The organism is Kitasatospora sp. NPDC096077, from assembly GCF_040303245.1.
GTDB lineage: Bacteria > Actinomycetota > Actinomycetes > Streptomycetales > Streptomycetaceae > Kitasatospora.
In genome coordinates this window covers 77,191-97,407 of sequence record NZ_JBEOSV010000033.1, presented here as the reverse complement: position 1 = coordinate 97,407, position 20,217 = coordinate 77,191, and the positions used below count along the sequence as shown (strand labels likewise).

19 protein-coding genes and 3 pseudogenes are annotated in these 20,217 nt (G+C 70.6%); 12 read left to right on the top strand and 10 right to left on the bottom strand.

Features of this window, described 5'->3' with window-relative positions; all coding sequences use genetic code 11:
- Positions 1-555: 555 nt before the first annotated feature.
- The 3 genes and pseudogenes from ABTZ03_RS26080 (at position 556) to ABTZ03_RS26070 (ending at position 3,242) form a co-directional block, all read left to right on the top strand.
- Positions 556-1,281: a restriction endonuclease gene (locus ABTZ03_RS26080; RefSeq protein ID WP_350515491.1), complete on the top strand. Its 726-nt coding sequence runs from the start codon at positions 556-558 to the stop codon at positions 1,279-1,281.
- The gene (locus tag ABTZ03_RS26075; protein WP_350515490.1) at positions 1,271-1,969 is read left to right on the top strand and encodes a restriction endonuclease; all 699 of its coding nucleotides are present in this window, start codon (positions 1,271-1,273) and stop codon (positions 1,967-1,969) included. The genes ABTZ03_RS26080 and ABTZ03_RS26075 overlap by 11 nt, the downstream gene beginning before the upstream one ends.
- Positions 1,970-2,144: 175 nt before the next feature.
- Positions 2,145-3,242: pseudogene (locus ABTZ03_RS26070) on the top strand (transposase family protein).
- Between the two features lie 321 nt (positions 3,243-3,563).
- On the opposite strand, the gene ABTZ03_RS26065 reads toward ABTZ03_RS26070, so the two are convergent.
- From ABTZ03_RS26065 to ABTZ03_RS26030, 8 genes and pseudogenes are all read right to left on the bottom strand, one after another.
- Positions 3,564-4,040 carry a protease inhibitor I42 family protein gene (locus ABTZ03_RS26065; RefSeq protein ID WP_350515489.1) on the bottom strand — a complete coding sequence of 159 codons (477 nt, stop codon included), beginning with the start codon at positions 4,038-4,040 and terminating at the stop codon, positions 3,564-3,566.
- Positions 4,037-4,426: a hypothetical protein gene (locus tag ABTZ03_RS26060; RefSeq protein WP_350515488.1), complete on the bottom strand. Its 390-nt coding sequence runs from the start codon at positions 4,424-4,426 to the stop codon at positions 4,037-4,039. The genes ABTZ03_RS26065 and ABTZ03_RS26060 overlap by 4 nt, the downstream gene beginning before the upstream one ends.
- Positions 4,427-4,435: 9 nt before the next feature.
- Complete coding sequence (locus tag ABTZ03_RS26055) at positions 4,436-4,972, bottom strand: C39 family peptidase (protein WP_350515487.1); 537 nt, start codon at positions 4,970-4,972, stop codon at positions 4,436-4,438.
- 163 nt (positions 4,973-5,135) lie between these two features.
- A pseudogene (locus ABTZ03_RS26050) lies at positions 5,136-5,237 on the bottom strand (pirin family protein); the annotation flags it as partial.
- A gap of 425 nt (positions 5,238-5,662) precedes the next feature.
- Positions 5,663-6,196: a hypothetical protein gene (locus ABTZ03_RS26045; RefSeq protein ID WP_350515486.1), complete on the bottom strand. Its 534-nt coding sequence runs from the start codon at positions 6,194-6,196 to the stop codon at positions 5,663-5,665.
- A gap of 159 nt (positions 6,197-6,355) precedes the next feature.
- Positions 6,356-6,469 (bottom strand): annotated as a pseudogene (locus tag ABTZ03_RS26040) (ATP-binding protein); the annotation flags it as partial.
- 60 nt (positions 6,470-6,529) lie between these two features.
- Positions 6,530-6,943, bottom strand: coding sequence for a CPCC family cysteine-rich protein (locus tag ABTZ03_RS26035; RefSeq protein WP_350515497.1), 414 nt, complete (start codon positions 6,941-6,943; stop codon positions 6,530-6,532).
- A gap of 49 nt (positions 6,944-6,992) precedes the next feature.
- On the bottom strand, positions 6,993-7,181 hold the full coding sequence (locus ABTZ03_RS26030) for a hypothetical protein (protein WP_350515485.1): 189 nt from the start codon (positions 7,179-7,181) through the stop codon (positions 6,993-6,995).
- A gap of 164 nt (positions 7,182-7,345) precedes the next feature.
- Here ABTZ03_RS26030 and ABTZ03_RS26025 point away from each other — a divergent pair, with 164 nt between their 5' ends.
- The 3 genes from ABTZ03_RS26025 (at position 7,346) to ABTZ03_RS26015 (ending at position 9,443) form a co-directional block, all read left to right on the top strand.
- Positions 7,346-7,894, top strand: a complete 549-nt coding sequence (locus ABTZ03_RS26025; RefSeq protein ID WP_350515484.1) for a DUF4262 domain-containing protein — start codon at positions 7,346-7,348, stop codon at positions 7,892-7,894.
- A gap of 243 nt (positions 7,895-8,137) precedes the next feature.
- A complete protein-coding gene (locus tag ABTZ03_RS26020) occupies positions 8,138-8,566 on the top strand; it encodes an NUDIX domain-containing protein (RefSeq protein WP_350515483.1) in 429 nt (142 codons plus the stop codon).
- Positions 8,567-8,585: 19 nt separating this feature from the next.
- Positions 8,586-9,443 (top strand): tetratricopeptide repeat protein, encoded by an 858-nt coding sequence (locus ABTZ03_RS26015; protein WP_350515482.1) that lies wholly within the window; start codon positions 8,586-8,588, stop codon positions 9,441-9,443.
- Between the two features lie 246 nt (positions 9,444-9,689).
- Here the strand turns inward: ABTZ03_RS26015 and ABTZ03_RS26010 are convergent, their stop codons facing one another.
- Together ABTZ03_RS26010 and ABTZ03_RS26005 are read right to left on the bottom strand one after the other, a co-directional pair.
- On the bottom strand, positions 9,690-10,838 hold the full coding sequence (locus ABTZ03_RS26010; protein WP_350515481.1) for a helix-turn-helix domain-containing protein: 1,149 nt from the start codon (positions 10,836-10,838) through the stop codon (positions 9,690-9,692).
- Between the two features lie 3 nt (positions 10,839-10,841).
- A complete protein-coding gene (locus tag ABTZ03_RS26005; protein ID WP_350515480.1) occupies positions 10,842-11,270 on the bottom strand; it encodes an NUDIX hydrolase in 429 nt (142 codons plus the stop codon).
- A gap of 177 nt (positions 11,271-11,447) precedes the next feature.
- Here ABTZ03_RS26005 and ABTZ03_RS26000 point away from each other — a divergent pair, with 177 nt between their 5' ends.
- The 6 genes from ABTZ03_RS26000 (at position 11,448) to ABTZ03_RS25975 (ending at position 20,137) form a co-directional block, all read left to right on the top strand.
- On the top strand, positions 11,448-12,329 hold the full coding sequence (locus ABTZ03_RS26000) for a TauD/TfdA family dioxygenase (protein WP_350515479.1): 882 nt from the start codon (positions 11,448-11,450) through the stop codon (positions 12,327-12,329).
- Between the two features lie 73 nt (positions 12,330-12,402).
- Positions 12,403-12,564, top strand: a complete 162-nt coding sequence (locus tag ABTZ03_RS25995) for an FxLD family lanthipeptide (protein WP_502894584.1) — start codon at positions 12,403-12,405, stop codon at positions 12,562-12,564.
- Between the two features lie 81 nt (positions 12,565-12,645).
- Complete coding sequence (locus tag ABTZ03_RS25990; RefSeq protein WP_350515477.1) at positions 12,646-15,654, top strand: lantibiotic dehydratase; 3,009 nt, start codon at positions 12,646-12,648, stop codon at positions 15,652-15,654.
- Positions 15,651-16,913 carry a lanthionine synthetase C family protein gene (locus ABTZ03_RS25985; RefSeq protein WP_350515476.1) on the top strand — a complete coding sequence of 421 codons (1,263 nt, stop codon included), beginning with the start codon at positions 15,651-15,653 and terminating at the stop codon, positions 16,911-16,913. Before ABTZ03_RS25990 ends, ABTZ03_RS25985 begins: the two co-directional genes overlap by 4 nt.
- 15 nt (positions 16,914-16,928) lie before the next feature.
- Complete coding sequence (fxlM, locus tag ABTZ03_RS25980; protein ID WP_350515475.1) at positions 16,929-19,007, top strand: methyltransferase, FxLD system; 2,079 nt, start codon at positions 16,929-16,931, stop codon at positions 19,005-19,007.
- 5 nt (positions 19,008-19,012) lie between these two features.
- Entirely contained in the window at positions 19,013-20,137 is a 1,125-nt protein-coding gene (locus ABTZ03_RS25975; protein ID WP_350515474.1) for a hypothetical protein, read from the top strand.
- Positions 20,138-20,217 lie beyond the last annotated feature (80 nt).

Genomic DNA, 20,217 nt, shown 5'->3' with positions numbered 1-20,217 from the left:
AGGCACGGATCCCCCGGTGATCATGAAGCGTAGAGAACTCCATGATCGGGTGAGCCGTGCCTGCCTTGCTGCAACCACCTACTGGCGGACGCCCTTAGACCGCGATCAGCGTAGACGGCTGCCCACTTTCCCGCACGACCTTGCGGGCCTACCCGATCCCGCGAGGCCAGGGTCACCTTGCGGGGCCGGCGGCAGAAGGTGACGCACGCAATCGCGTTGTCCGGTTCGCGACCTGGCCTCTGATCATCTGCCGCTGTTCCGCCGGTTCCTGTCGTGGCTCGCTGCTACATCAGGGAGCGGGACGGGCCGCGCCGCGCGGTTCGCCGATGGAGGGGAGAAGAGGCCGATGCCGGTACCCGAGGGTTTCCACGTCGTGCGCAGCCACATCCGCCGCAATCCGCGCCCGGGCGCGAGCGCGAAGAGGATGAGCGGTTGGACGATCGCCGGGATCTGTGCCGCGGTGTGGCTGTGGGGGCACTTCATCGGTTTCGGCGACGCCGACGCAGCCCCGCCGCCGGCTCCCGCGCCGGCGGCCTCGGCCCCGGCGGGGCGTTGATGGCCCGCAGGCGGCACAGACTGCGCCGGCCGCGCGGCACCATCGAGTCTGTCGCGGCCTGCGCTGTCGCCGTCGCAGTGCTCGTCCTCCTTGTCCAGGCGGCCGAGGCCGGTGCCCGGGCGGCCCTACGGCTTTGGCCCGTTCTCGCCGGCATGGCGGTCGCGGCCGTCCTCGGCGCGGCAGCGTGGTGGGTGCGGTGCCAGGCCGCGGACCGGCGCCGCACCGAGCGCCTGGCGACGCTGCGGCTCGGTCTGTCCGGCATCGACGCCCTGGACGACCAGGAGTTCGAGTACGCGCTGCGGGATCTACTGGTGCGCGACGGCTGGAGTGCCCGCAAGGTCGGGCAGCAGGGCGACCAGGCCGCCGACGTGATCGGCCGTCATCCAGCCCTGGGCCGCATCGTGCTCCAGGCCAAGCACACCAAGGTCGGCGCCAAAGTCGCCTCCCAGGTGATGTACCAGGTGAACGGCACCGCCGGCCCGGTGCACGGGGCCGACACCGCGGTCGTCGTCACCAATGGGTCCTTCACCCGCGACGCCCAGGCCTGGGGCGACCGGCACGGCGTGCACTGGGTCGACCGCGACCGCCTGCGGCAGTGGGCGGAGCACGGCGTCGCACTGCACGACCTGCTCCGCCTGCCCGCCCGAACACCGGGACGCAGGCCACCCGGTGGCCCGGCTCCGGCACACCGAATCCGACAGGGAGGGCACCGTAGTGCGCGATGACGGCTCCTTCGACCCGCTGCTGAAGTTCATCGCCGGAGCGGTTCTGACCGTGGCCGCCGCCAAGGTCTTCTGGCAGTGGCTGACCACCTCGTTCTGGCACTGGCTGAGCACGGACGTGTGGGGTTGGATCACCGACCATCCCTGGTGGTCGGCCCTCATCGCCAGTCCGATCGTCCTGGCTCCCGTTCTGGCGGCAGCCTGGCTCTTCTTCGCCCCACGCGGGTACGTACCCTACGCGGACGAGGGGTACGAGGACGAGGAACCGGCCACCCTGACCTACCCGATCCATCATCTCGACGTGATGCACCCGACCGACTTCGAGAAGGCCTGCGCGGCGCTGCTCGTCCGGGACGGCTTCACCCGGGTACAGCACTCCGGCCGCTCCGGCGACCTCGGCGCGGACGTCACCGCCTGGGACCACCACGGCCGCAAGGTCGTCCTCCAGTGCAAGCACTACAACAAACCGGTCGGCTCCCGGGACGTCCAAACCTTCAACGGCACCGCCCGGCCCGAACACGGCGCCGACGTACCCGTCATGATCGGACTCAACGGCTTCACCCGCGACGCCGCCGCCTTCGCCGCCCGCCACGACCTCATCCTGGTCGACCGGCGCACCCTCACCAGCTGGGCCCAGGAGACCCACCTCTACGACGCCATCGACGAGGACGAGCACCGCACCGCCGCCTGAGCGTCATGCCGCCGCCAGGGCGATCACGGCCGCCAGGCCGGGAGGACGAAGGAACGACTGCGCGGATGCGCGGAACCGAGCGCTGCTCCTGCCGAAAACCTCATCCGGGGCCTGTGACCTGCTCCTTCTCATGAATAGCCATGGGTGCCGGGTGAGCGTGTCAGGCTGATGGATCGTGCTGCTGAGACTGGCGTACCTGGGCGTGACCAACGCGTTCGCGATGCTGCGTCTGCTGCCGATGAGCGACCGCGACAAGGACGTGGAGATCCTGGCCCTGCGCCATCAGATCGCGGTGCTGGAGCGGCAGCTGGGCGGGCAGCGGGTCCGGTTCGAAGCGAGCGACCGGGCATTCCTTGCGGCACTGCTCCACCACCTGCCGACGCAGGTGCTCCGCCGGATGCGGCTGCTGGTACGGCCGGACACCGTTCTTCGCTGGCACCGCGACCTGGTCGCCCGCCGTCACGCTGCCCGGTCCCGTCCCAAGCGCGGAGGGCGGCCGCGCACCGTACGCTCCATCCGCGCCCTGGTCCTGCGCCTGGCTGCGGAGAATCCGGGGTGGGGGTACCGCCCCCTTCACGGCGAGCTTCTCGTCCTCGGCGTGAAGGCGGCCGCGTCCACGGTGTGGGAGATCCTCCAGAAGGCCGGGATCCCGCCGTCACCCGAGCGGACCTCCACCACGTGGGCGGACTTTCTGCGCTCCCAGGCCGACGCGCTCCTCGCGTGCGACTTCTTCGAGACAGTCACCCTGTCCGGGGCCCGGTTGTACGTGTTCGCGGTGATCGAGCACGCCAGCCGCCGGATCCGGGTCCTGGGCGCAACCGCGCACCCGACCGCGGCCTGGGTGGCCCAGGCGGCGAGGAATCTCGTCATGGATCTTGAGGACGCCGGCTGCCGGGTCCGCTTTCTGATCCGGGACCGGGACGGGAAGTTCCCGCAGCTGTTCGACGAGGTACTCAAGGACGCGGGCATCGAGGTGGTACTCAGCGGCGTCCGGATGCCGGGAATGAACTCCATCACGGAGCGCTGGGTGCAAACCTGCAGGCGAGAACTGCTGGACCGGACATTGATCTGGAACCAGCGCCATCTCCTGCACGCCCTATGCGAGTTCGAGACCTTCTAAAACGGGCATCGGCCACAGCAGGGCATCGCCAACGCCCGCCCCCTGCACCCACTCCCCCGGCCGATCACCGATCCAGGGCACATCGCCCGCCTCTACATACGACGACGCGACCGACTCGGCGGGCTCCTCCATGAGTACCAACATGCTGCCTGATCGGAGCGGATGACGTTTTCGGCAAGGGCAGGGCCCGCGGACCCGTCCCCGGGCCCGCCGCTGCACTGGGCGGCGGGCCCCCTCAGGAGCCCGCCTCTCCTCCGGCGAGCTGGCGGCCTCACCGCCACTGAGGCCGGCCCAGGCACCCGTCCGACGACCGCGGCCGCGGCCAGCCGCCCCGCTGACCCGGCACGGCCGGCTCGAAGAGCCGAACAGGACGCGTTGACCGGCCGCCACCAAGCAGGCCGAGCTGCTGCCCCGATTCGCGCCACCGCCGATCACCCCGGGCGGGGAGGAAGCGGGCTGCCGGCTGGAGGCGGTTCAGCGGACGTCGACGGTGAACCGGCGCCTGGTCTGCTGCGGGCCGCCGGAGAAGGTGCCGCCGAGCTCGTCGCGGTAGGCGACGTGCAGGGTGATGGTGGTTGTGCCGGGGTGCTGGGCGGCGCGGAACGTGAAGTAGTAGTGGCCTCCCGTGCCAAGGTCTCCGGTCCCACCGAAGCCGAACACGTCCTGGACGCCGAAGTTGTCGACGTACTCGTCTCCGGTGGCCTGCACGATGGCCGGATCGGGGGCAGGGGTGGCCATGGTCCAGTTGTCGCCCGCCTCCCGGTAGGCGAACACCTCGATCGAGAACACGTCACCCGGGTTGACGGTGAGCTCTCCCGAAGTCTGGGTGAACACCGTGCCGTGGCTGAGCTCTCCCGTGGTCATCTTGTGAATGGCCACGGCGCCCACGGTGGCCGCGACGGCCAGCACGGCGGCCACCGCCAGCAGGAATCGGCGCCACCGCCACGTCATGGGGTCGCCCCTCGGTAGGTGACGCGCAGCGCCAGCACGGCGGCGACCGCGTCGAGCCAGCGGGCGACCAGCTGGTCCCCTGTCGTGTCCTGCACGACCATGGCCGCTGCCTCCAGCCAGGCGCGCGCCACCACGGCCGCTGGGCCGGGCAGCGGCTCGGGCAGGCCGGCTGCGAAGCGGGTGCCGCCGGCGCGGACCACCTCTGCGAGGAAGGCCAGAGCGCGCGGCAGGACGCCGAGGCGGTCGACGGTGATCGCGGCGGCCACCGTGCCGTCGCCGAACAGGGTGGAGCGGTGCGCTCCCGGGTCGGGAAGGCCGAAGCGCAGGAGGACCTCGACGTCCAGCTCGGCCAGCTGGCCGTCACTTCGGGGGTGTGGGGTGCTCAATTCGTGGCCTCACTTGGGCATTCGCACGCTTCGGACTTCAGGGTGCCTGTCGTCGGAGGCGCCTTGCATGTGGTTGTTGATGAAGTCGCTCTCGCTGACCCAGACGGTGTAGCCCCAGGGGTTGTAGATCTCCAGCTGGTCGCCCCGGTGCCCGATGATCATCATCTGGTGGCCGTGGGGGTTGAACAGCGTGCCGCCGTGGACAGACAACGGGACGGGTTTGCCCTCGTCGACTTTCTGCTCGATCTCGGCCAGCGCGTTCTGGCGCTTTTCATGGCTGTCGAGGTCCACGTTGTGGTACTCCGCGCCGGTGTGCTTGGCGATCTCGTCGTCGGCGATGTCCTGGGACTCCCAGTCCCACATCCCGTCCTGGCCCAGGTGCATCCAGGAGCGGGTGTCGTAGACCCGGTTGGTCTCCTTGTCCCATCGCTCCTTCGAGGCCTTGCCGTTGTCGTACGCCGGGTCGTCCGGGTGGCCGCCGGTGGTGAGCTGGAAGGCGAACAGGGGGTCGACCATCGCCCGGGCGGTCACCGTCGACGCCGCCACGCAGGTGTTGTGCTGGCCTTGGTCCCAGTTGACACCGTTGCAGCCCGTCCCCGCCGTCTGGGCCGAGACCGCCTCAAGCTGTACCGGGGAAATTCGGTCGGCAAGCCAGCGGGGGTCGGCGGCGTGCGGGTGGATCTGGTCGTCGAAGGCCTTGATCTCGTCATGGGTAGCCCTGGACAGCGCCGAAGCGGTCGGCGGCGGCCTGCCACTCCTCGCGGGCCCGAAGGATGTCGTCGTGGGTGCGCCCGATGAAGTTCCACCACATACCACGTGATCCGCCGAGTTTGCCGGAGTCGCCCTTGGGCGCGGCCAGCTGCAGGGCATCGTGGACGGCGTACTTCAAGTCGCCGGCGCCCCACATGCCATGGGACTCGTCGATGGTCTTCTTCAGCTTCTCGGCCTGCTGGCGATGACTGTCGATCTCCTCGCCGAGCGGGTGCGCATCGTGGTCCGGCACGCTCAGGCCCCCTGCTGGTACTGCTGCTGGGCACCGTGGTCTGCTGCGGCGTAGTTGGCCGCGGTGGTGTGCACCTTGCCGCCGAGGTCCGAGAGCGCGTCGACGTTCCTCGTGAACACGATGGACCCCAAGCTTGTCGCCGCAGCCTTCGGCATGGACCCCGAAGCCACCCTCATCTACCTTGCTGATCACATCGACTCAGGACGACTTCCGGATCAGCACGAACGGACACCCTAGGTCCGGGCGCCGGGGACCTGCTCGTCCGCAGCCTCGGCCATGACGAGACTGGCACTGACAGCCTGCCTGTCGTCGATTCCGACGTGCCGAAGGTAGGCCCACCGATCCAACTGAGTGCATGCCCAGTTGGGGTCGTATGCCGCGGTGGGCAGCTGCGGGATGCGCTTACGACCGGTTTCGTCCAGTCGGTACGGCTCCTCGAACGCGTTGTTCCACGCCTGGACAGCGGGGACATACCGCTGTTCGGCCTCCTCAGCGCTGATCTCCAGGTAGGCCGCGATCTGTGCCCAGGAACTGCCACGTTCGACTTCGTAGATGACAGCCGAATTCAGAGTCCGTTCGGCCAGGTCAACGAGCTGCCGGGCCTGACTGACTCGGCCGCCGAATCCGGTGTCGGCATCATTGCGGGTTCCCACCAGCCCCGCGGCACCGTCAGCCACCTCCGTGGCGTTGTCGGCGAGTACGAGTCGGGCCAGCCCTTCGCGGGAGTATGCGGCTCGGTCCTGGTCATAGGGGGTGGACTCACTCATGAGGGACAGAGTCCCATGTCCGCGTGTTCCGCGGACACCGAGTATGCGCGGTCGGCGCCCCACTGCGGCCCGCCAAGTCACACGGGCCTGGCGCGAGCAGGAACCTGCCCCACTTCGGCGCCACCTCGCACAGGTTCGCCGGAACATGTGCGCTTTGCCGAACGACTCGTTGGAGGCGATGGCGACGCTGTTCTTCTCCTCGCGTTCGGAGAGGACCTGGAAGAGCAGTTCGGCGCCGTGGCGGTCGAGTTCCATGTAGCCGAGCTCATCAATCTATGCCGATATCCGCATAGCTGGACCTATGCCGAGACCGCGACTGTGCCGAGGGGCGTCTCAGTTTGCGAGATCACCGCTGCTTGAACCGCCGTTCCGCTCGGCGGTGTTCGGCATAGTCACCGGGGCGGGCGTGGCATCGAAGTGCTGTGGCAAGCGCCGAGAGGCGCGGTAACTCCGGCAGGCTTCGAGCCACCTGCCCTGACCGCCGTTTGCGGCCGATCCTGAGTCTGTTGCTCTGGCGGTCGCGGCATACTTAGAGTAGCGGAGGCGGGCGTCGGTGAGGCTTTCGGATCCGTTGGGACCGCCCCATACCTCGTCGGCGTTCAAGTCGTCCTGACCGTCGTCTTCCCAGCCGCATTCGGGGCAGATCTCCCAGTCGCAGCGGGCGTCCAAGGTCAGGAGTTTGCAACAAGGGCAGGCGTAGGGACCTCCACCGGTTGGGCATGCCTCGCGCAGTTCTCTGGGCGTCATCACGCGGTGAGTGTCGCATAGCCGGACCTGCGGCCTTCGATCATTTGTGTCACAGGCGGGCAAGGAAGGCGAGGACCTTGTCGGTGGGCCGGTAGCGGCCCGGCCGAGCAGTGACCGGCGCGGTCCTGATCGTCCGCCACGACAGGTTGTACTTGCGCTCGATCGCCCGCAGCTTCATGCCGTCCCGGTGGTCACGCCGGATCGCGGCGTACAGCTCGACCTTCGAAATCTGCGGCATGACCAGGGCCTTTCACCAGGAGCACTCCCGATGCTGGCCTGGCAAGTACCCCGGTGACGTCAAAACTCGGTTCTGGCATAGATCTTGGGGATCGGTCGCGGAGAGTGACGGTCGGATGCGGGCCCGCTGCGTCGGCTCGAACACTCACCTCATACTCTCCATGCATGACCGGTGATCCATTCCAGTGCCGCTGTGTCCTGTGCCATGACTACGGTGACCGGGACGATGCAGACCACGTTGACTTGACGATCACCGGCAATGTCCAGGAGCACGGATGGCACGTGACGATGGTTCCCGAGGATGAGATCGGCCCTGGGTTCGCCTACACGATCGGCCTGTCCCATACATACGGTGAGCCTGAGCTCGCGATGTTCGGGCTCGACGTCCACCTCATGCACCGCATCCTCAACACGCTTGGCCAGAAGGCCGCGTCGGGCGCGGTCCTGGCCGACGGTCAAGAACATCGGGGTGTCGGCGGCGGCCAGCAGGTGAGACTCAGGAACGCCGATCCTCGCTGGTACCGGACCTTCTTCGGGCGGGCCATCGGGTTCTACCGGCGGCCGCCCCTCCCTGTCCTGCAGGTGGCATGGCCCGACGCGAACGGGCGCTTTCACTGGGAAGAACAAGCCGACGAGGGACATTGGGAGTCGCAGCCTCAGCTGTGGCTGCCGCCCGGCGAGCACCCTGTCGGAGCCTGGACGGCCGAGCTCTGACCCTGGTCGCGGGGATCTGGGGATCTGGGGATCTACTGAAGCAGGATCATCTTCCGGAGCAGGTCGAATCCGGCCCTTGGAGCAGGCCGGGCTGTCCTCCGACCGGGCGAAACTCCTTGGGCAGCATTCGCGACCAGCCGGCCACCCGGGTGCCCAGCCCACCGGCGGCGATGACCACAGGGATGGGTGGATTCTTCAACGGACTTTTCTCCTAGCGGTGTTGGGACGCTGTACGGTGCGCGCATGCATACACGTGTGACGGGCATCGCAGTGCGGGACGGCCAGATGCTGCTGCTGAACCAGAACACCGAGGGGCCGCGGACGTGGTCCCTGCCTGGCGGGAAGGCCGAGGACGGCGAGACGCTGACCCAGGCCCTGCGTCGGGAGATGCGCGAGGAGACCGGGCTCGATGTCGAGGTCGGTCGCCTGTTGTACGTCTGCGACGTCACTGCGGCCTGCGTCGTGCACATCTCGTTCGAGGTCGAGGTGATCGGCGGCCGGATCGGCGACGTCGCGGACGGTGCCGACACCCGGCCGATCCGGGGCGTGGAGTGGGTGAAGATCGATGATCTTCCCGGTCACGGCTTCTCCGAGCGGTTCGTGGACCTGGCCAGGGCCGGCTGGCCGCGCGCCGGTTCGTACATGGGGCCGAAGTCGAATATCGGGCTATGACCTCGTGCGGGAAGGCCGGGTGAGCACTTCCACCAGCCGGCGGTCCAGCTCGCCCGGCGTCCGGTCCGCCCTCACGGCCGCCCGCACCCTCGGCGAGCACCAAGCCGCCACAGTCCTGGTCCACGACCTGTGGCCACTGTTCCACCGCCTGCGGCGAACCGACCTGAGCCTCACCTGCCACAAGCTGGGCCTCGGCTCCGCTCGAATCTGGGGCCACCCGCTGGCCGTCTACGAGATGACCACCACCCTGGCCATCTCGCACAAACGCACCGGCGAACACGAGGACGCTCTCCGGTTCTACGAGGAAAGCCGAACTCTCGCCGCCGAGGACCAGGACCCCGTCCGCATCGCCCAGTGCACCGCCGGCATCGGCGCCACCCTGTACGACGCCGAGCGGCACGCCGTCGCCGAGCCCGAACTCACCCGCGCCATCGAGCTCTACGCCGACCTCGACGACCGGCGCGGCGCCGGCCTCGCCGAGATCCTCCTCGGCTCCGCTGCCGCCCGCCAGGGCAACACCGACCTCGGCATCCCGCTGCTCCAGCAGGCCGTCGCCGACCTCGAATCGCTCACCCCGCCCGACCCGCTGAACGTGGCCCGGGCGAAGGTCTTCCTGGGCGAGGCCCAGTCCCTGGCCGGCGAGCACGACGTCGCGGCGGGCACCATCAACACCGCCGTGCAGGAGTTCGTGCGCCTCGGCCACCGCCGCTGGGCGGCCTACGGCATCGAGTTCCTCGGACAGGCCGCCGAACGCGGCAAACTGCCTGCACTCGCCGCCAGCTGGTACACCGCCGGCCAGGACCAGTACCGGAACCTGGGCAGCAGCCGCGACGTGGAACGCCTGCAGAGCCGACTGCTCGCGCTGCTGTCCGAGTGAAGTCCCTTCGCTGCCCCCGCGGCCCACCCGGCGCATCCGCCCAGGTCGCCGAGCCCCATGCGCCGATCTGGACGGCTCCGGCTGCCAAGGACATCCCGATCTGGACCGCCTCCGGCCAGTGATCAACGTGGGGCGCCGCTCCACACGCTCAGCAGCGCCCCACCACACCGTCCCAGACATTTCAGCCCAGAGCTCAGGGATGTGAAATCCGCCGTGTACATCGCCGCCTCACTGCCGGGCCCGAGATCAGGCCGCTATCTCGGCCCGCAACCGCGCCAAGGCGTCGCCCGCGCGTTCCCGGACCTCGGGCAGGCTGCGGCCGGCCCGCACGACGCGCTGGATCTGGTGCGGCAGGTGGTGAAGGATCGCCCCATCGACCGCCGCGCCGAGCTGCTGCGCCGCTCTGTTGGAATCCCCCTTCCTCAGCAGCACCTCGCCCGCGGTGATCGCCGCGATGATCCGCCACTGGGAGGTCGCCGCGAGTCCGGCGGCGGGCGCGTGATCGAGATGCCGGACAGCTTCTGCGACCCGGCCGGTGCTCATGAGACCCCGGAGCCGAACCTCGTGGAGGGTGAACTCGGAGAACAGGGCGGTGGGCGCCGCCTCGTCCAGGAGACGGTGACCCTCCTCGATCGCGGTGTCGAAGATGACGGCGTTGCCCGCGGCCCCGGCGGCGCGGGCGAGCAGGACGATCGCCTCGGCGCGTTCGGTGGCGGTGCGAGCAGTGTCACGGGCCTGCCCGAGCCGGTCCAGCGCGCGCAGGTGCAACCCGGCCTTGCGCAGTTCGTTGCCGTGGTGGCGCAGAGCGTTGGCGTGCAGGCCGGGGTCGCCCAGGCGCCGGGCAACGTTCAGGCCCTTGCCGGTCCAGCGGGCGGCGGTGGCGAGGCGCTCCTCCGGCAGGACGTGGCCGAGGGCGACGCCGAGGCCGACTCGGGCCCGGGCGAGCAGGCGCAAAGTGTCGAGGTCGGCGTGGCCGTCGGCGGTGCGGGCCTCCAGGCGGGCGACCAACGGCCACAGCTCGGCGACGGCGGTGGTGGCCTGGCCGGCCTGGCGGGCGATCTCGGCCAGTCGCAGCACGGATTCGGCGAGCTGGATCACGAGTTGGTGGTCTCCGTCCGCGTCGTCGGTGATACCGAGGCAGTGCGGCGGGAGGCCGAGGCGTTCGGCGATGTGGCGCAGGGCGCCCAGGTCGGTGATGGTGCGCGAGCCGGTCTCGATGCGGGAGACGTAGCTGGTGGAGTAGCCGAGGACGTCGGCGAGTTCCTGCTGCGGCAGCCCGTGGAGCTCGCGGTAGAGCTGGAGGATCTCGGGCAGGGCTCGGCGGCGCAGGATGTCCTGGGCTCTGGGGGTGGTCCAGTGCCAGCGGATGCCGCTGTGGGGGTCGATCCGGGTCACCGGTCAGGCCTGGTGGTGCAGTTCGTACCAGCGGGCGATGGAGTCCTTGTAGCCCTGCGGCATGGCCAGGCCGGGCACCTCGTCGCGGTGGAAGAGGCCGGCTTCCTTGTGTTCGTGGCTGACGACCGGGGCCTGGTGCGCGTCGGTGGTGGTGCAGCCGTAGGTGACGATGAAGACCTGGCGGCCGGGGATCGGTTCGTACAGCCACACGTCCAGCAGGGGGCCGGCGGTGGCCGTCCAGCCGCTCTCCTCGTGGATCTCGGTGACAACCCGCTCTTCGGGGGTCTCGGTGCCCTCCAGCTTCCCGCCGGGCAGCTCCCACTCCTGGCGTTCGTTCTTCAGCAGCAGCACCCGTTGCTGCGGGTCGAGGACGACGCCCTTGATGGAGATCGGGAAGGCCTTTGGCACGTAGGGCTGTTCAGTCTCGTTCATCGCTTCTTCCGAGGCACGCAGACGGGCACGGGCCTGTCGAAGGTAGCAGCCGCGGGCCTCCGCGATGCCCCACGGTCCGGTGATCACGCTTTGACAATCTGTCACTTTCCATCGGGCGGGAGGGGCATGGAGAGTGTGTCGCCTCCCACCCACTCGGTCCCACGAGGGAGCTTCACCATGCCGTCGTTCAACACCAACGGAGACGACTTCGTCACGGGCGGACTGGACGGAGCGGCGCGCGAGCAGGCCGGTGAGGTGCTGCGTGAGGACGGCCTGCTGAGGCTCGCAAGGTTGGGCGGTCGGGACGATGTGCTCGTCGCGACCGGCCGGTTGATGTCCTCGTTGTGGCAGCACCGGGATGCCGACCCGGACGGGCTGACCGTCATCCGCGACACCGGCCGCCACAGCGGACGGCCGGGCTTCGCGGGCCTGGGGCGCGGCGCGCTGACCCTGCACACCGAGTGCGCGCAGCACCCGGATCCACCCCGCCTGCTTCTGCTTGCGTGCGCGCGGGCCGGCGACAGCGGCGGTGAGAGCCTGCTGGTGGACGGCCGGGCCGTCCTCGCCGAGCTGGCCGCGTACCACCCCGCCGCCATCGAGGCATTCTCCGCGGAGCGAGCCGCGTACTTCGGCGGATCGAGTGGCCACTTCGCCTCGGTGTTCCAGCAACTGCCCGCCGGGTGGTGGCGGTTGCGACTGCGCCAGGACGACCTGGCCCGGTTCTCCCCCGACGCCCAGGCCCACCTGCCCACCCTCCGCCAGGCCATCGAACGGAACACTCACCGACTCCGGCTGGTCCCCGGACAGGGCGTTGTGCTGGACAACCACCGTCTGCTGCACGGCCGCACCGCGTTCTCGGGCGAGCGGCTGATACTGCGCGCGCTGGGCGAGCCGCACCCCGCGCTCGGTCTCGGGCCCGGCTTCCGCCAGCCGTGGTCCCCCACCAGCCTCCCCACCCCGCACGGGGGCACCCACGCCGCAGAGTCCGTCGAACCGCCCGCCCCCGCCGGGCAGTCGGCCGTCGACTCGCGGCGCTGCCGACCCATCGACTCCTGGTGATGCGGGGCGCACCCGCGCCCCGGCTCCAGGCACCCGCAAGGGAAACCCTCAAGGAGGAGCCACCATGGTTCAGATGATCCCGGCCGAGACCAAGGCCACCACGGCCGCTGCCGACGGCGACGAGTTCGACCTCGACGTGCGCACCGTCGAGACCACCGACGCAGCCAGCCTGCAGGTCCTCACCGACGACGGCTGCGGCTCCACCTGTGGCGCCTGCACCACCGGCGTGCACTGACCCTCGCGGGTGGTTCCCCGGGACCTGCTCCCGGGGAACCACCCGCCCCCGCCCCATCTCCGAATCCCGAGGTCCGCAGCGATGCGCCCACCCAACCCCAAGGCCGCCTACCGCGCCGCCGACGTGGCGCTCGTACGCGCCGTCGCCCGCCCCGACCTGCGAGTGCCGGCCTGGCCCGACCTCTCGGCCACCGGACCTGCCGAGGCCCTCCAGCAGGCACAGTGGCTGCGGGCCCTGTGGGCCGACGACCAGCTCGCCCGCGCCCTTGAACTGGCCAGCCCGGCCCTCGCCGATCGCGTTGCCCAGTTGCTCGGCCACTCGCAACCCGCCGTGCGCGAAGTGCGGCGTGCCGCGCTCTCCACCGCCCGCTACCTCCTGCGCGCGGCCGGCCGCGCCACCCCGTTCGGACGCTTCGCAGGTGTGCAGGCGGCATCGTTCGGACCCTCCTGCGTGGTGCGTTGGGGCGACCGGCACCGCACTGTCACCAGTGCCTCGGAGTCCCTGCTCGCACAGGCTGTCGGCCTGCTGGAGTCCTACCCCACCGTGCTGGCGCTCCTGGACGTGACGGCGAACAACACCGTCCAGGTACGGGGCGATCGCCTCGTCGTCCCCCATCGACCGGTCCCCCGGGCCAGCGGCAACACGGCCACGGCCGAGACGACACTACGACACACCCGTCCCGTCGCCTTCGCCCTCTCCACTGCCCGTCTCCCGCTCCGCTTCCGGGACTTGACCGAAGCCGTCCACACCGAGTTCCCCGCCGCATCGGCCGAACAGGTCACCGGCATCCTGTCCCAGCTCGTCGCCCAGCGAGTGCTCATCACGAACCTGCACGCTCCGGCGACCGACCCCGACCCGCTCGGGCACCTCCTCACGGTCTTGTCGAAGATCAGCGCCGAGCACATCCCCGATGCAGCCGAGATCCTGACGGACCTCCGGACCGCCGACAGTCGTCCGCCGGTGGCCGCCGTCGACCTTCGACTGGACGCCGACCTGGTCCTCCCCCGCCCGGTGGCTGACGAGGCCGCCCGAGCCGCCCACCTACTGGCCCGGCTCAGTGCCGCGCCCAACGGCACGGCAGCATGGCGGGCCTACCACCAGCGCTTCTACGAGCGCTACGGCCGCGGCACCCTGGTCCCGCTGCTCGACATGGTGGCCGACAGCGGAATCGGCTGGCCCGACAGCTACCCCGGTGCCCGGCCCGTCGAGAAGCCGCGCTTCGACAAGCGCGACGAGCTGCTCGCCGCACTCGCCCAGCGAGCCGCTCTCGACGGCACGCGTGAGGTCGTCCTCGACGAAACGCTGTTGGCCTCCCTCCAGCTGGGCCCGGACGAACCCCGCCTTCCCCCGCATCTGGAGGTCATCACCCGCGTCCACGCCCGCAGCCAAGAGACGCTCGACCGGGGTGAGTTCCGGTTGGAGGTGGTCTCGGTGTCCCGGGCCGCCGGCGTCTCGGCCGGCCGCTTCCTCCACCTCCTCGAACCCGAGAACCGGACTGCCTTCACCACCCTGCTGGCGGACCTCCCGACGATGGACGAGCACGCCGTCACCGCCCAGATCTCGTTCCCGCCGCTGGATCCCGCCAGCGGGCACGTCGCCCGAAGCCTGCCGACGGGGCGGCCGGTGATCAGCCTCGCCGAGCACCGCCTCGCCGCCGAAGGCACCCTCGGCCCGCAGGACCTGGCGGTGGGTTGCGACGGGCGGCGCATGTACCTGGCGGCACCGGCACTCGGTGTAAGAATCGAGGCCGCCGCCACCCACGCCCTCAACCTCCGCCACCACACTCCGCCGCTCGCCCGGCTGATCACCGAGCTGTCCCGCGCCCAGGCCGCACAGGTCACCCGATTCGACTGGGGTTCGCTCCACGCACTGCCCTTCCGGCCTCGGCTGCGGCACCGGCAGGTCATCCTCTCCCCCGCCATCTGGCGCCTCACCGCCGCCGAACTTCCCTCCGGCGACGCCTCGCAGCGACGGTGGGATGAGGCCCTCACGTCATGGGCGGAGCGGCGCCGAGCCCCGCGGCACGTGATGCTGGCCGCCGACAGTCAGGGCCTGCCGCTCGACCTGGACCATCCCGGCCACCTGGCCCTGCTACGTGACCACCTCCGCTTCGCTCCGCACGCTGTCCTGGTCGAGGAGCCCGAGCCCGCCGACCTCGGCTGGACGGGCGGTCGAGCCCACGAGATCGTCGTTCCCGTCACCGTCACCCGGGCGCCGGCGTGGCCGCGCCTGCCCAAGCCCAGCCCGAGCCGAATCCTGCGGCGCGGCCACGGCGAAGCGCCAGGCACTTCCCGCGTGCTGCTCGTATCCCTCTACGGCGACCTGGAACGCCAGGACACCGTCCTCGCCCGCCACCTACCCGACCTTCTGGAGCGGCTCGGCAAACCGAAGTGGTGGTTCGTCCGCTTCCGCGACCCGCGTCACCACCTGCGGGTGCGCATCGCCCTACCCGATCCGGCAGCCTTCGGCCCCACAGCCGCCGTGATCAGCACCTGGACAGCCGAACTCCATCAAGCCGGGCTGCTCGCGGAGGTCGTGTACCCGACCTCGTACCTGGAGACCGGGCGGTGGGGTGAAGGACCCGCTTGGACCGCGGCAGAGGAGGTGTTCCGAACGGACTCCGCCGCTGTCCTCACTCAGCTCTCCCAGCCCACGCTGCCCGACCGGCAGGCGCTGCTCGCAGCCCACGCCATCGCCATCACAGCAGGGTTCGCCGGCTCGGCCACTGCGGGCTTGCACTGGCTCGTCGACAACGTCCCCTCCCAGGCCCCGGCTGCCGTGCCGCGGCCCGTGTTCCGCGAGGCCGTACGCCTGGCCGATCCGGCACACAACTGGGCAGCCCTTCGTGCCGAGCCCGCCGGTGCCGCAATCCTGGGCGCCTGGCCCGCACGCCATCAAGCGCTCGACGCCTACCGCCGCTTCTTCCCCAGCCCGCACACCGAAGGCGTGCAGGCGGACGACGTCCTCGGGTCCCTCCTCCACTGCTCCTTCGTCCGGGCACACCGCATCGACTTCGACGACGAAGCCCAGGCCCTCTACCTGGCGCGCGCCGCCGCCCTCGCCCGCCTCGCCCGGGACGGTGACCGGTGACCACCGCACACCCCGCCCTCCGTCTGTCCGACCGGATCGCCGAACTGCTCACCGACCCCGAGGCCGTGCCGTCCGCCTGGTCGTCCCGTCCGCGGTGGCGCCAGTCCCTCGCGCATGGCGCCCCCGGCATCGCCCTGCTCCACATCGAACGCGCCGCCACCGGCCGGGGCCCGTGGGAACCGGTCCGCGCCTGGCTGTCCGTCGCCGCCGCGACCCCGGTGACGAGCGGCACCGAGAGTTACCTGTACTACGGTGCGCCGGCGCTCACGCACGCCCTCGCCTGCGCCGCGAAGGCCCGGCCAGGCTCCTACCAGCGTGCCCTCGTCCACCTCGACCAGGTCGTGGCGGACGACGCGATGCGGCGCTGCGACGCTGCCCTCGCCCGGTTCGACCACGGCGACCTGCCGGCGCTCGCGGAGTTCGACGCGATCCGGGGCCTGGCCGGCATCGGCTCCGCGCTTCTGGGTCGGTCACCCGGCGGCGAGGCCATCCGTCGGGTCCTGGACTGCTCGGTCCGCCTCACCGATGACGTCAAGCACGACAGCCGAACGCTGCCGGGCTGGTGGACGTTGGTCGGGCCCTCCGGCAGGCCGGATGAGCGGTTCCCGGACGGGCACGCCAACTCCGGCGTGGCACACGGCATCGCAGGCCCCCTGGCGCTGCTCGCCCTGGCCCTGCGCCTCGGCATCGAGGTTGACGGCCAGCGCGAAGCGATCCGCACCATCCTGGCCTGGCTGGAGCGCTGGCGCGAAGGCCACGCCTGGCCGTACTGGATCACGCCCGCCCATCTGGACGACGCCGGACACAGGCGGCCGCTGCCGTCCCAGCGGCCGAGCTGGTGCTACGGCACCGCCGGAATCGCGCGCGCCCAGCAACTCGCCGCCTTCGCCCTCGGCGACCACCACCTGCGCGACGACGCCGAGCGCGCTCTCGCCGCAGCACTGGCCGATCCGAAGGCACTCGCGGCGATCACCGACCTGTCGGTCTGCCACGGCTACGCCGGTCTCGCCCACATCGCCCACCGCGCCGCCACCGACGCCCTCCCCCACAACGCGGACCGCCTTCACTCCGCCACCTCCCTGCTCCTCGACACCGCCCACCCGCCCCGCACCGACCCCGACGCGCAGGCCCACCACCTCCTCGCCACAGCGGGGCCCGCTTTCCTGGAGGGCGCGGCCGGCACCGCCCTCGCCCTGCTCGCGCCTACGACCGGCACCATGCCTGTGACCCGCTGGGATGCCTGTCTCCTGACCGCCTGACCGAGGACCCCCTTGATGACCGCCCGCTGGATCCAGCACGACCTCACCTTCAACGACCCCGCCACCGTCGAACAGATCGCCGCTCACCATCTGGCCCCCGTCCTCGCTCACGCCCAGAACTCCGGTGCCCTGGAGGGCTGGTGGTACATGCGCAAGAAGGGGCTGCGGCTGCGCTACCGCACCACCTCCTCCGCCCCCGTCGTCACCGCGCTCCTGGACACGCTCGTCGAGTCGGGACTCGTCACGGGCTGGGCCACCGTGGTCTACGAGCCGGAGACCGAGGCGTTCGGTGGCCCCGAGGCCATGGAGATCACCCACCGGCTCTTCCACACCGACAGCCTGCACCTGATGGCCCGTGCCGCCAAGCCCGACCCGCCCGCACTCCGCAGCACCGAGACCTTCGTCGTCCTCGTCTCCGCCATGCTCCGCTCCGCCGGCCTCGACTGGTACGAACAGGGATCCGTCTGGGCCAAGTTCGCTTCCGAACGCCCCGCATCGCCCGCCCTCGCACCCGAACGGGCCGCCGCCCTGACCACCGCGATGCGCCGCCTGATAACCGTGGACACCCGCCGACTCTCCCGCCCCGGTGAACCGCTCGCCGGGCACGCCGGCTGGGTCGACGCCTTCGAGGAGGCTGGACAGGGCCTCGTCCGTCTCGCTTGGGACGGCCTTCTCACCCGCGGACTGCGCGCCGTCCTCGCCCACCTGATGATCTTCCACGCCAACCGAGCCGGGTTACCGGTCGAGCACCAATCCGCAGCCGCCGCACGCGCGTTGGACACCGTCTTCCATTCCGGCGAGGGCCCCGCACCCTCGCATCCCACCATCCGCACAACCACTAGGGTCGCCCACGTGACTACTCTCAGCAACAACGCTTCCATCCCCGTCGAGCAACTGCGCGACAGCCTCACCGACCGGCTGCTCGACCAGGGAGCCATCCGCTCCGACGCGGTCGAGGCCGCCTTCCGCGCCGTCGCCCGCGAGCACTTCCTGCCCGGCTTCCCCCTGGATGCCGCCTACGCGGACAACCCCACCTACACCAAGACTGACGGGTCCGGCACCCAGATCAGCGCCGCCTCCCAGCCCGCCATCGTCGCCCTGATGCTCGAACAGCTCGGCGCCCGGCCCGGTGAGCGCGTCTTCGAGGCCGGAGCCGGGACCGGAGTCAACGCCGCCTACCTGGCCACCATCGTCGGCCCCGACGGGCACGTGGTCACCGTCGACACGGACGACGACCTCGTCGACGGCGCCCGCAAGCACCTCACGGACGCCGGGCTCACCAACGTCGACGTGATCCTCGGCGACGGCGCGCTCGGCCACCGCGACGCCGCCCCGTTCGACCGCGTGATCGCCACGGTCAGCACCAGCGAGATGCCCACCGCCTGGCTCCGGCAGGTCAAGCCCACCGGGCGGATCGTCCTGCCGCTGCGCCTGCGCGGCACCGCCTCGCGCACCATCGCCTTCGAGCGCGGCGAGAACAGCTGGTTGTCGGTCGACGACCAGCTCGCCGTCTTCATGCCGCTGCGCGGCAGCATGGACGACGCCCGCCGCACCGTCGCCCTCACCCACGAGGGCGACGTCACCCTTCAGGTCCACAAGGACCAGCACGACGTCGTCGACACCGACCTCCTACTCGGCGTGCTCGACACCGAACGCCACGACGTCTGGACCGGCGTCACCGTACCGGCCGGCACCACCTACGAGTACCAGGACCTGTGGCTGGCCCTCACCCTCCCCAACTCCCTGATGAGGATGGGCGTGACCGGCACCGCCCGTGAACGCGGCATCGCCCCCATGTTCGGCTGGGGTGCCATGGCCACCGTGGACGCGGGCTCTCTCGCCTACCTCACCCTGCGCCCCGGCGAGCTCGACACTGACGGCCACAAGACCTACGAGACCGGCGTCATCGGCCACGGCCCAGCCGGCGCCGCCCTCGCCGACCTCGTCGCCGAGCAGATCCGCACCTGGAACACCGGCTTCCGCGACCGGACCCTGCGAATCGAACTCCCCGACGCCCCCGCCACCGCGGTCCCGACCGCCGGCCGCTTCGTTCTGAACCGCCCCCACCACCCGATCACCGTCACCTGGGAGTAGCCCGCGTGGACCCGACCGGACCGATCGCCCAGCGCTTCCCACTGGTCGCCCGCCACCGGCCCGCGTGCCTGCCACTGATCGCCCGTGTCGGCCGGCTCTCCGAGCTTGCCGACACGGCCTCCTGGCAGAATGACCCGGGCCTCGCCTCCACCGTCTTCAACCAGGCTGCCCTCCTCGCCTCCGACCTCGACCTACCCGCCTACGCCCGCGAGCTCTGCCACCGCCACGCCGCCCTCTACCTCAACCGCGGCCCACTCCCTGCGATGAGTGCCATCCGCGGCCTGGAACCGATCGTCAACCTCGCCCGCCTCCACACCCGCGCCGGCCGTCACCAGCGCGGCCACCAACTCGTCCTCGACCTCTACCGCGCCGTCACCACCGGCACCGAGGCAACGCTCGACGGCATCATCGTCCCCGCCCACCTCACCGAAACCTCCGAGCAGCACGCCGACGTCCGCCAGTGGCTATGGCGCGTCGTCATCGCCGACGGCACCCGCGCCCTCACCTCCGCCGGCCGCTGGCCGGACGCCCTGCGCCACATCGAGGAGCACCACGGCATCGGCCAGCGCATCCTCGACGGCCGCCAAGTCGCCGTCCTCACCTACGCCACCACCGACGATCTGCCTGGCGCCCTCACCCTGCTGGCAGCCACCGAGCCCGGCGAACCCTGGGAGAACGCCATCACGGCCGTCCTCACCGCCCTGTGCCGCCCCGGTGACCACTACGCCACCGAGGCCGCGATCGAGCACTGCCTCGCCTACGAACCGGGCGAGGGCCTGGCCTTGTTCACCACCCGCCTCGCCCTGACCGCGCTCGACGCAGTCGGCCCCAGCACATCCTCCACCCACCGCTTGATCAAGCAACTATCAAGCAGAACAGGTGAGTCCGTCGACGGCTACGCACTCCGAGACCTCCTCTCCCACCCCGTCGCCCTCGCTCACCTCCGCACTTCCCATGTAGAAGCCCTCAAGGAGTCCCTGGCGGTCTGCGCATTGGACACCGGCAACTTGCCACCACGCCTCAGAACTGTCCTTGAGGAGGCCCTCGCCTGCGCGAGGACCGTTCTGGAATCCGCCCCGCTCGAACCGATCCATCCCAACGTGCCGATCCGGACCGATGCCGGCCAGTGATCGCCACGTGGCGCACCCGCGCTCCAAGTGGGTGTGACCAGCCGGTTCGACAGGGCCAGCGTCAGCGGAGGATGGTAGGG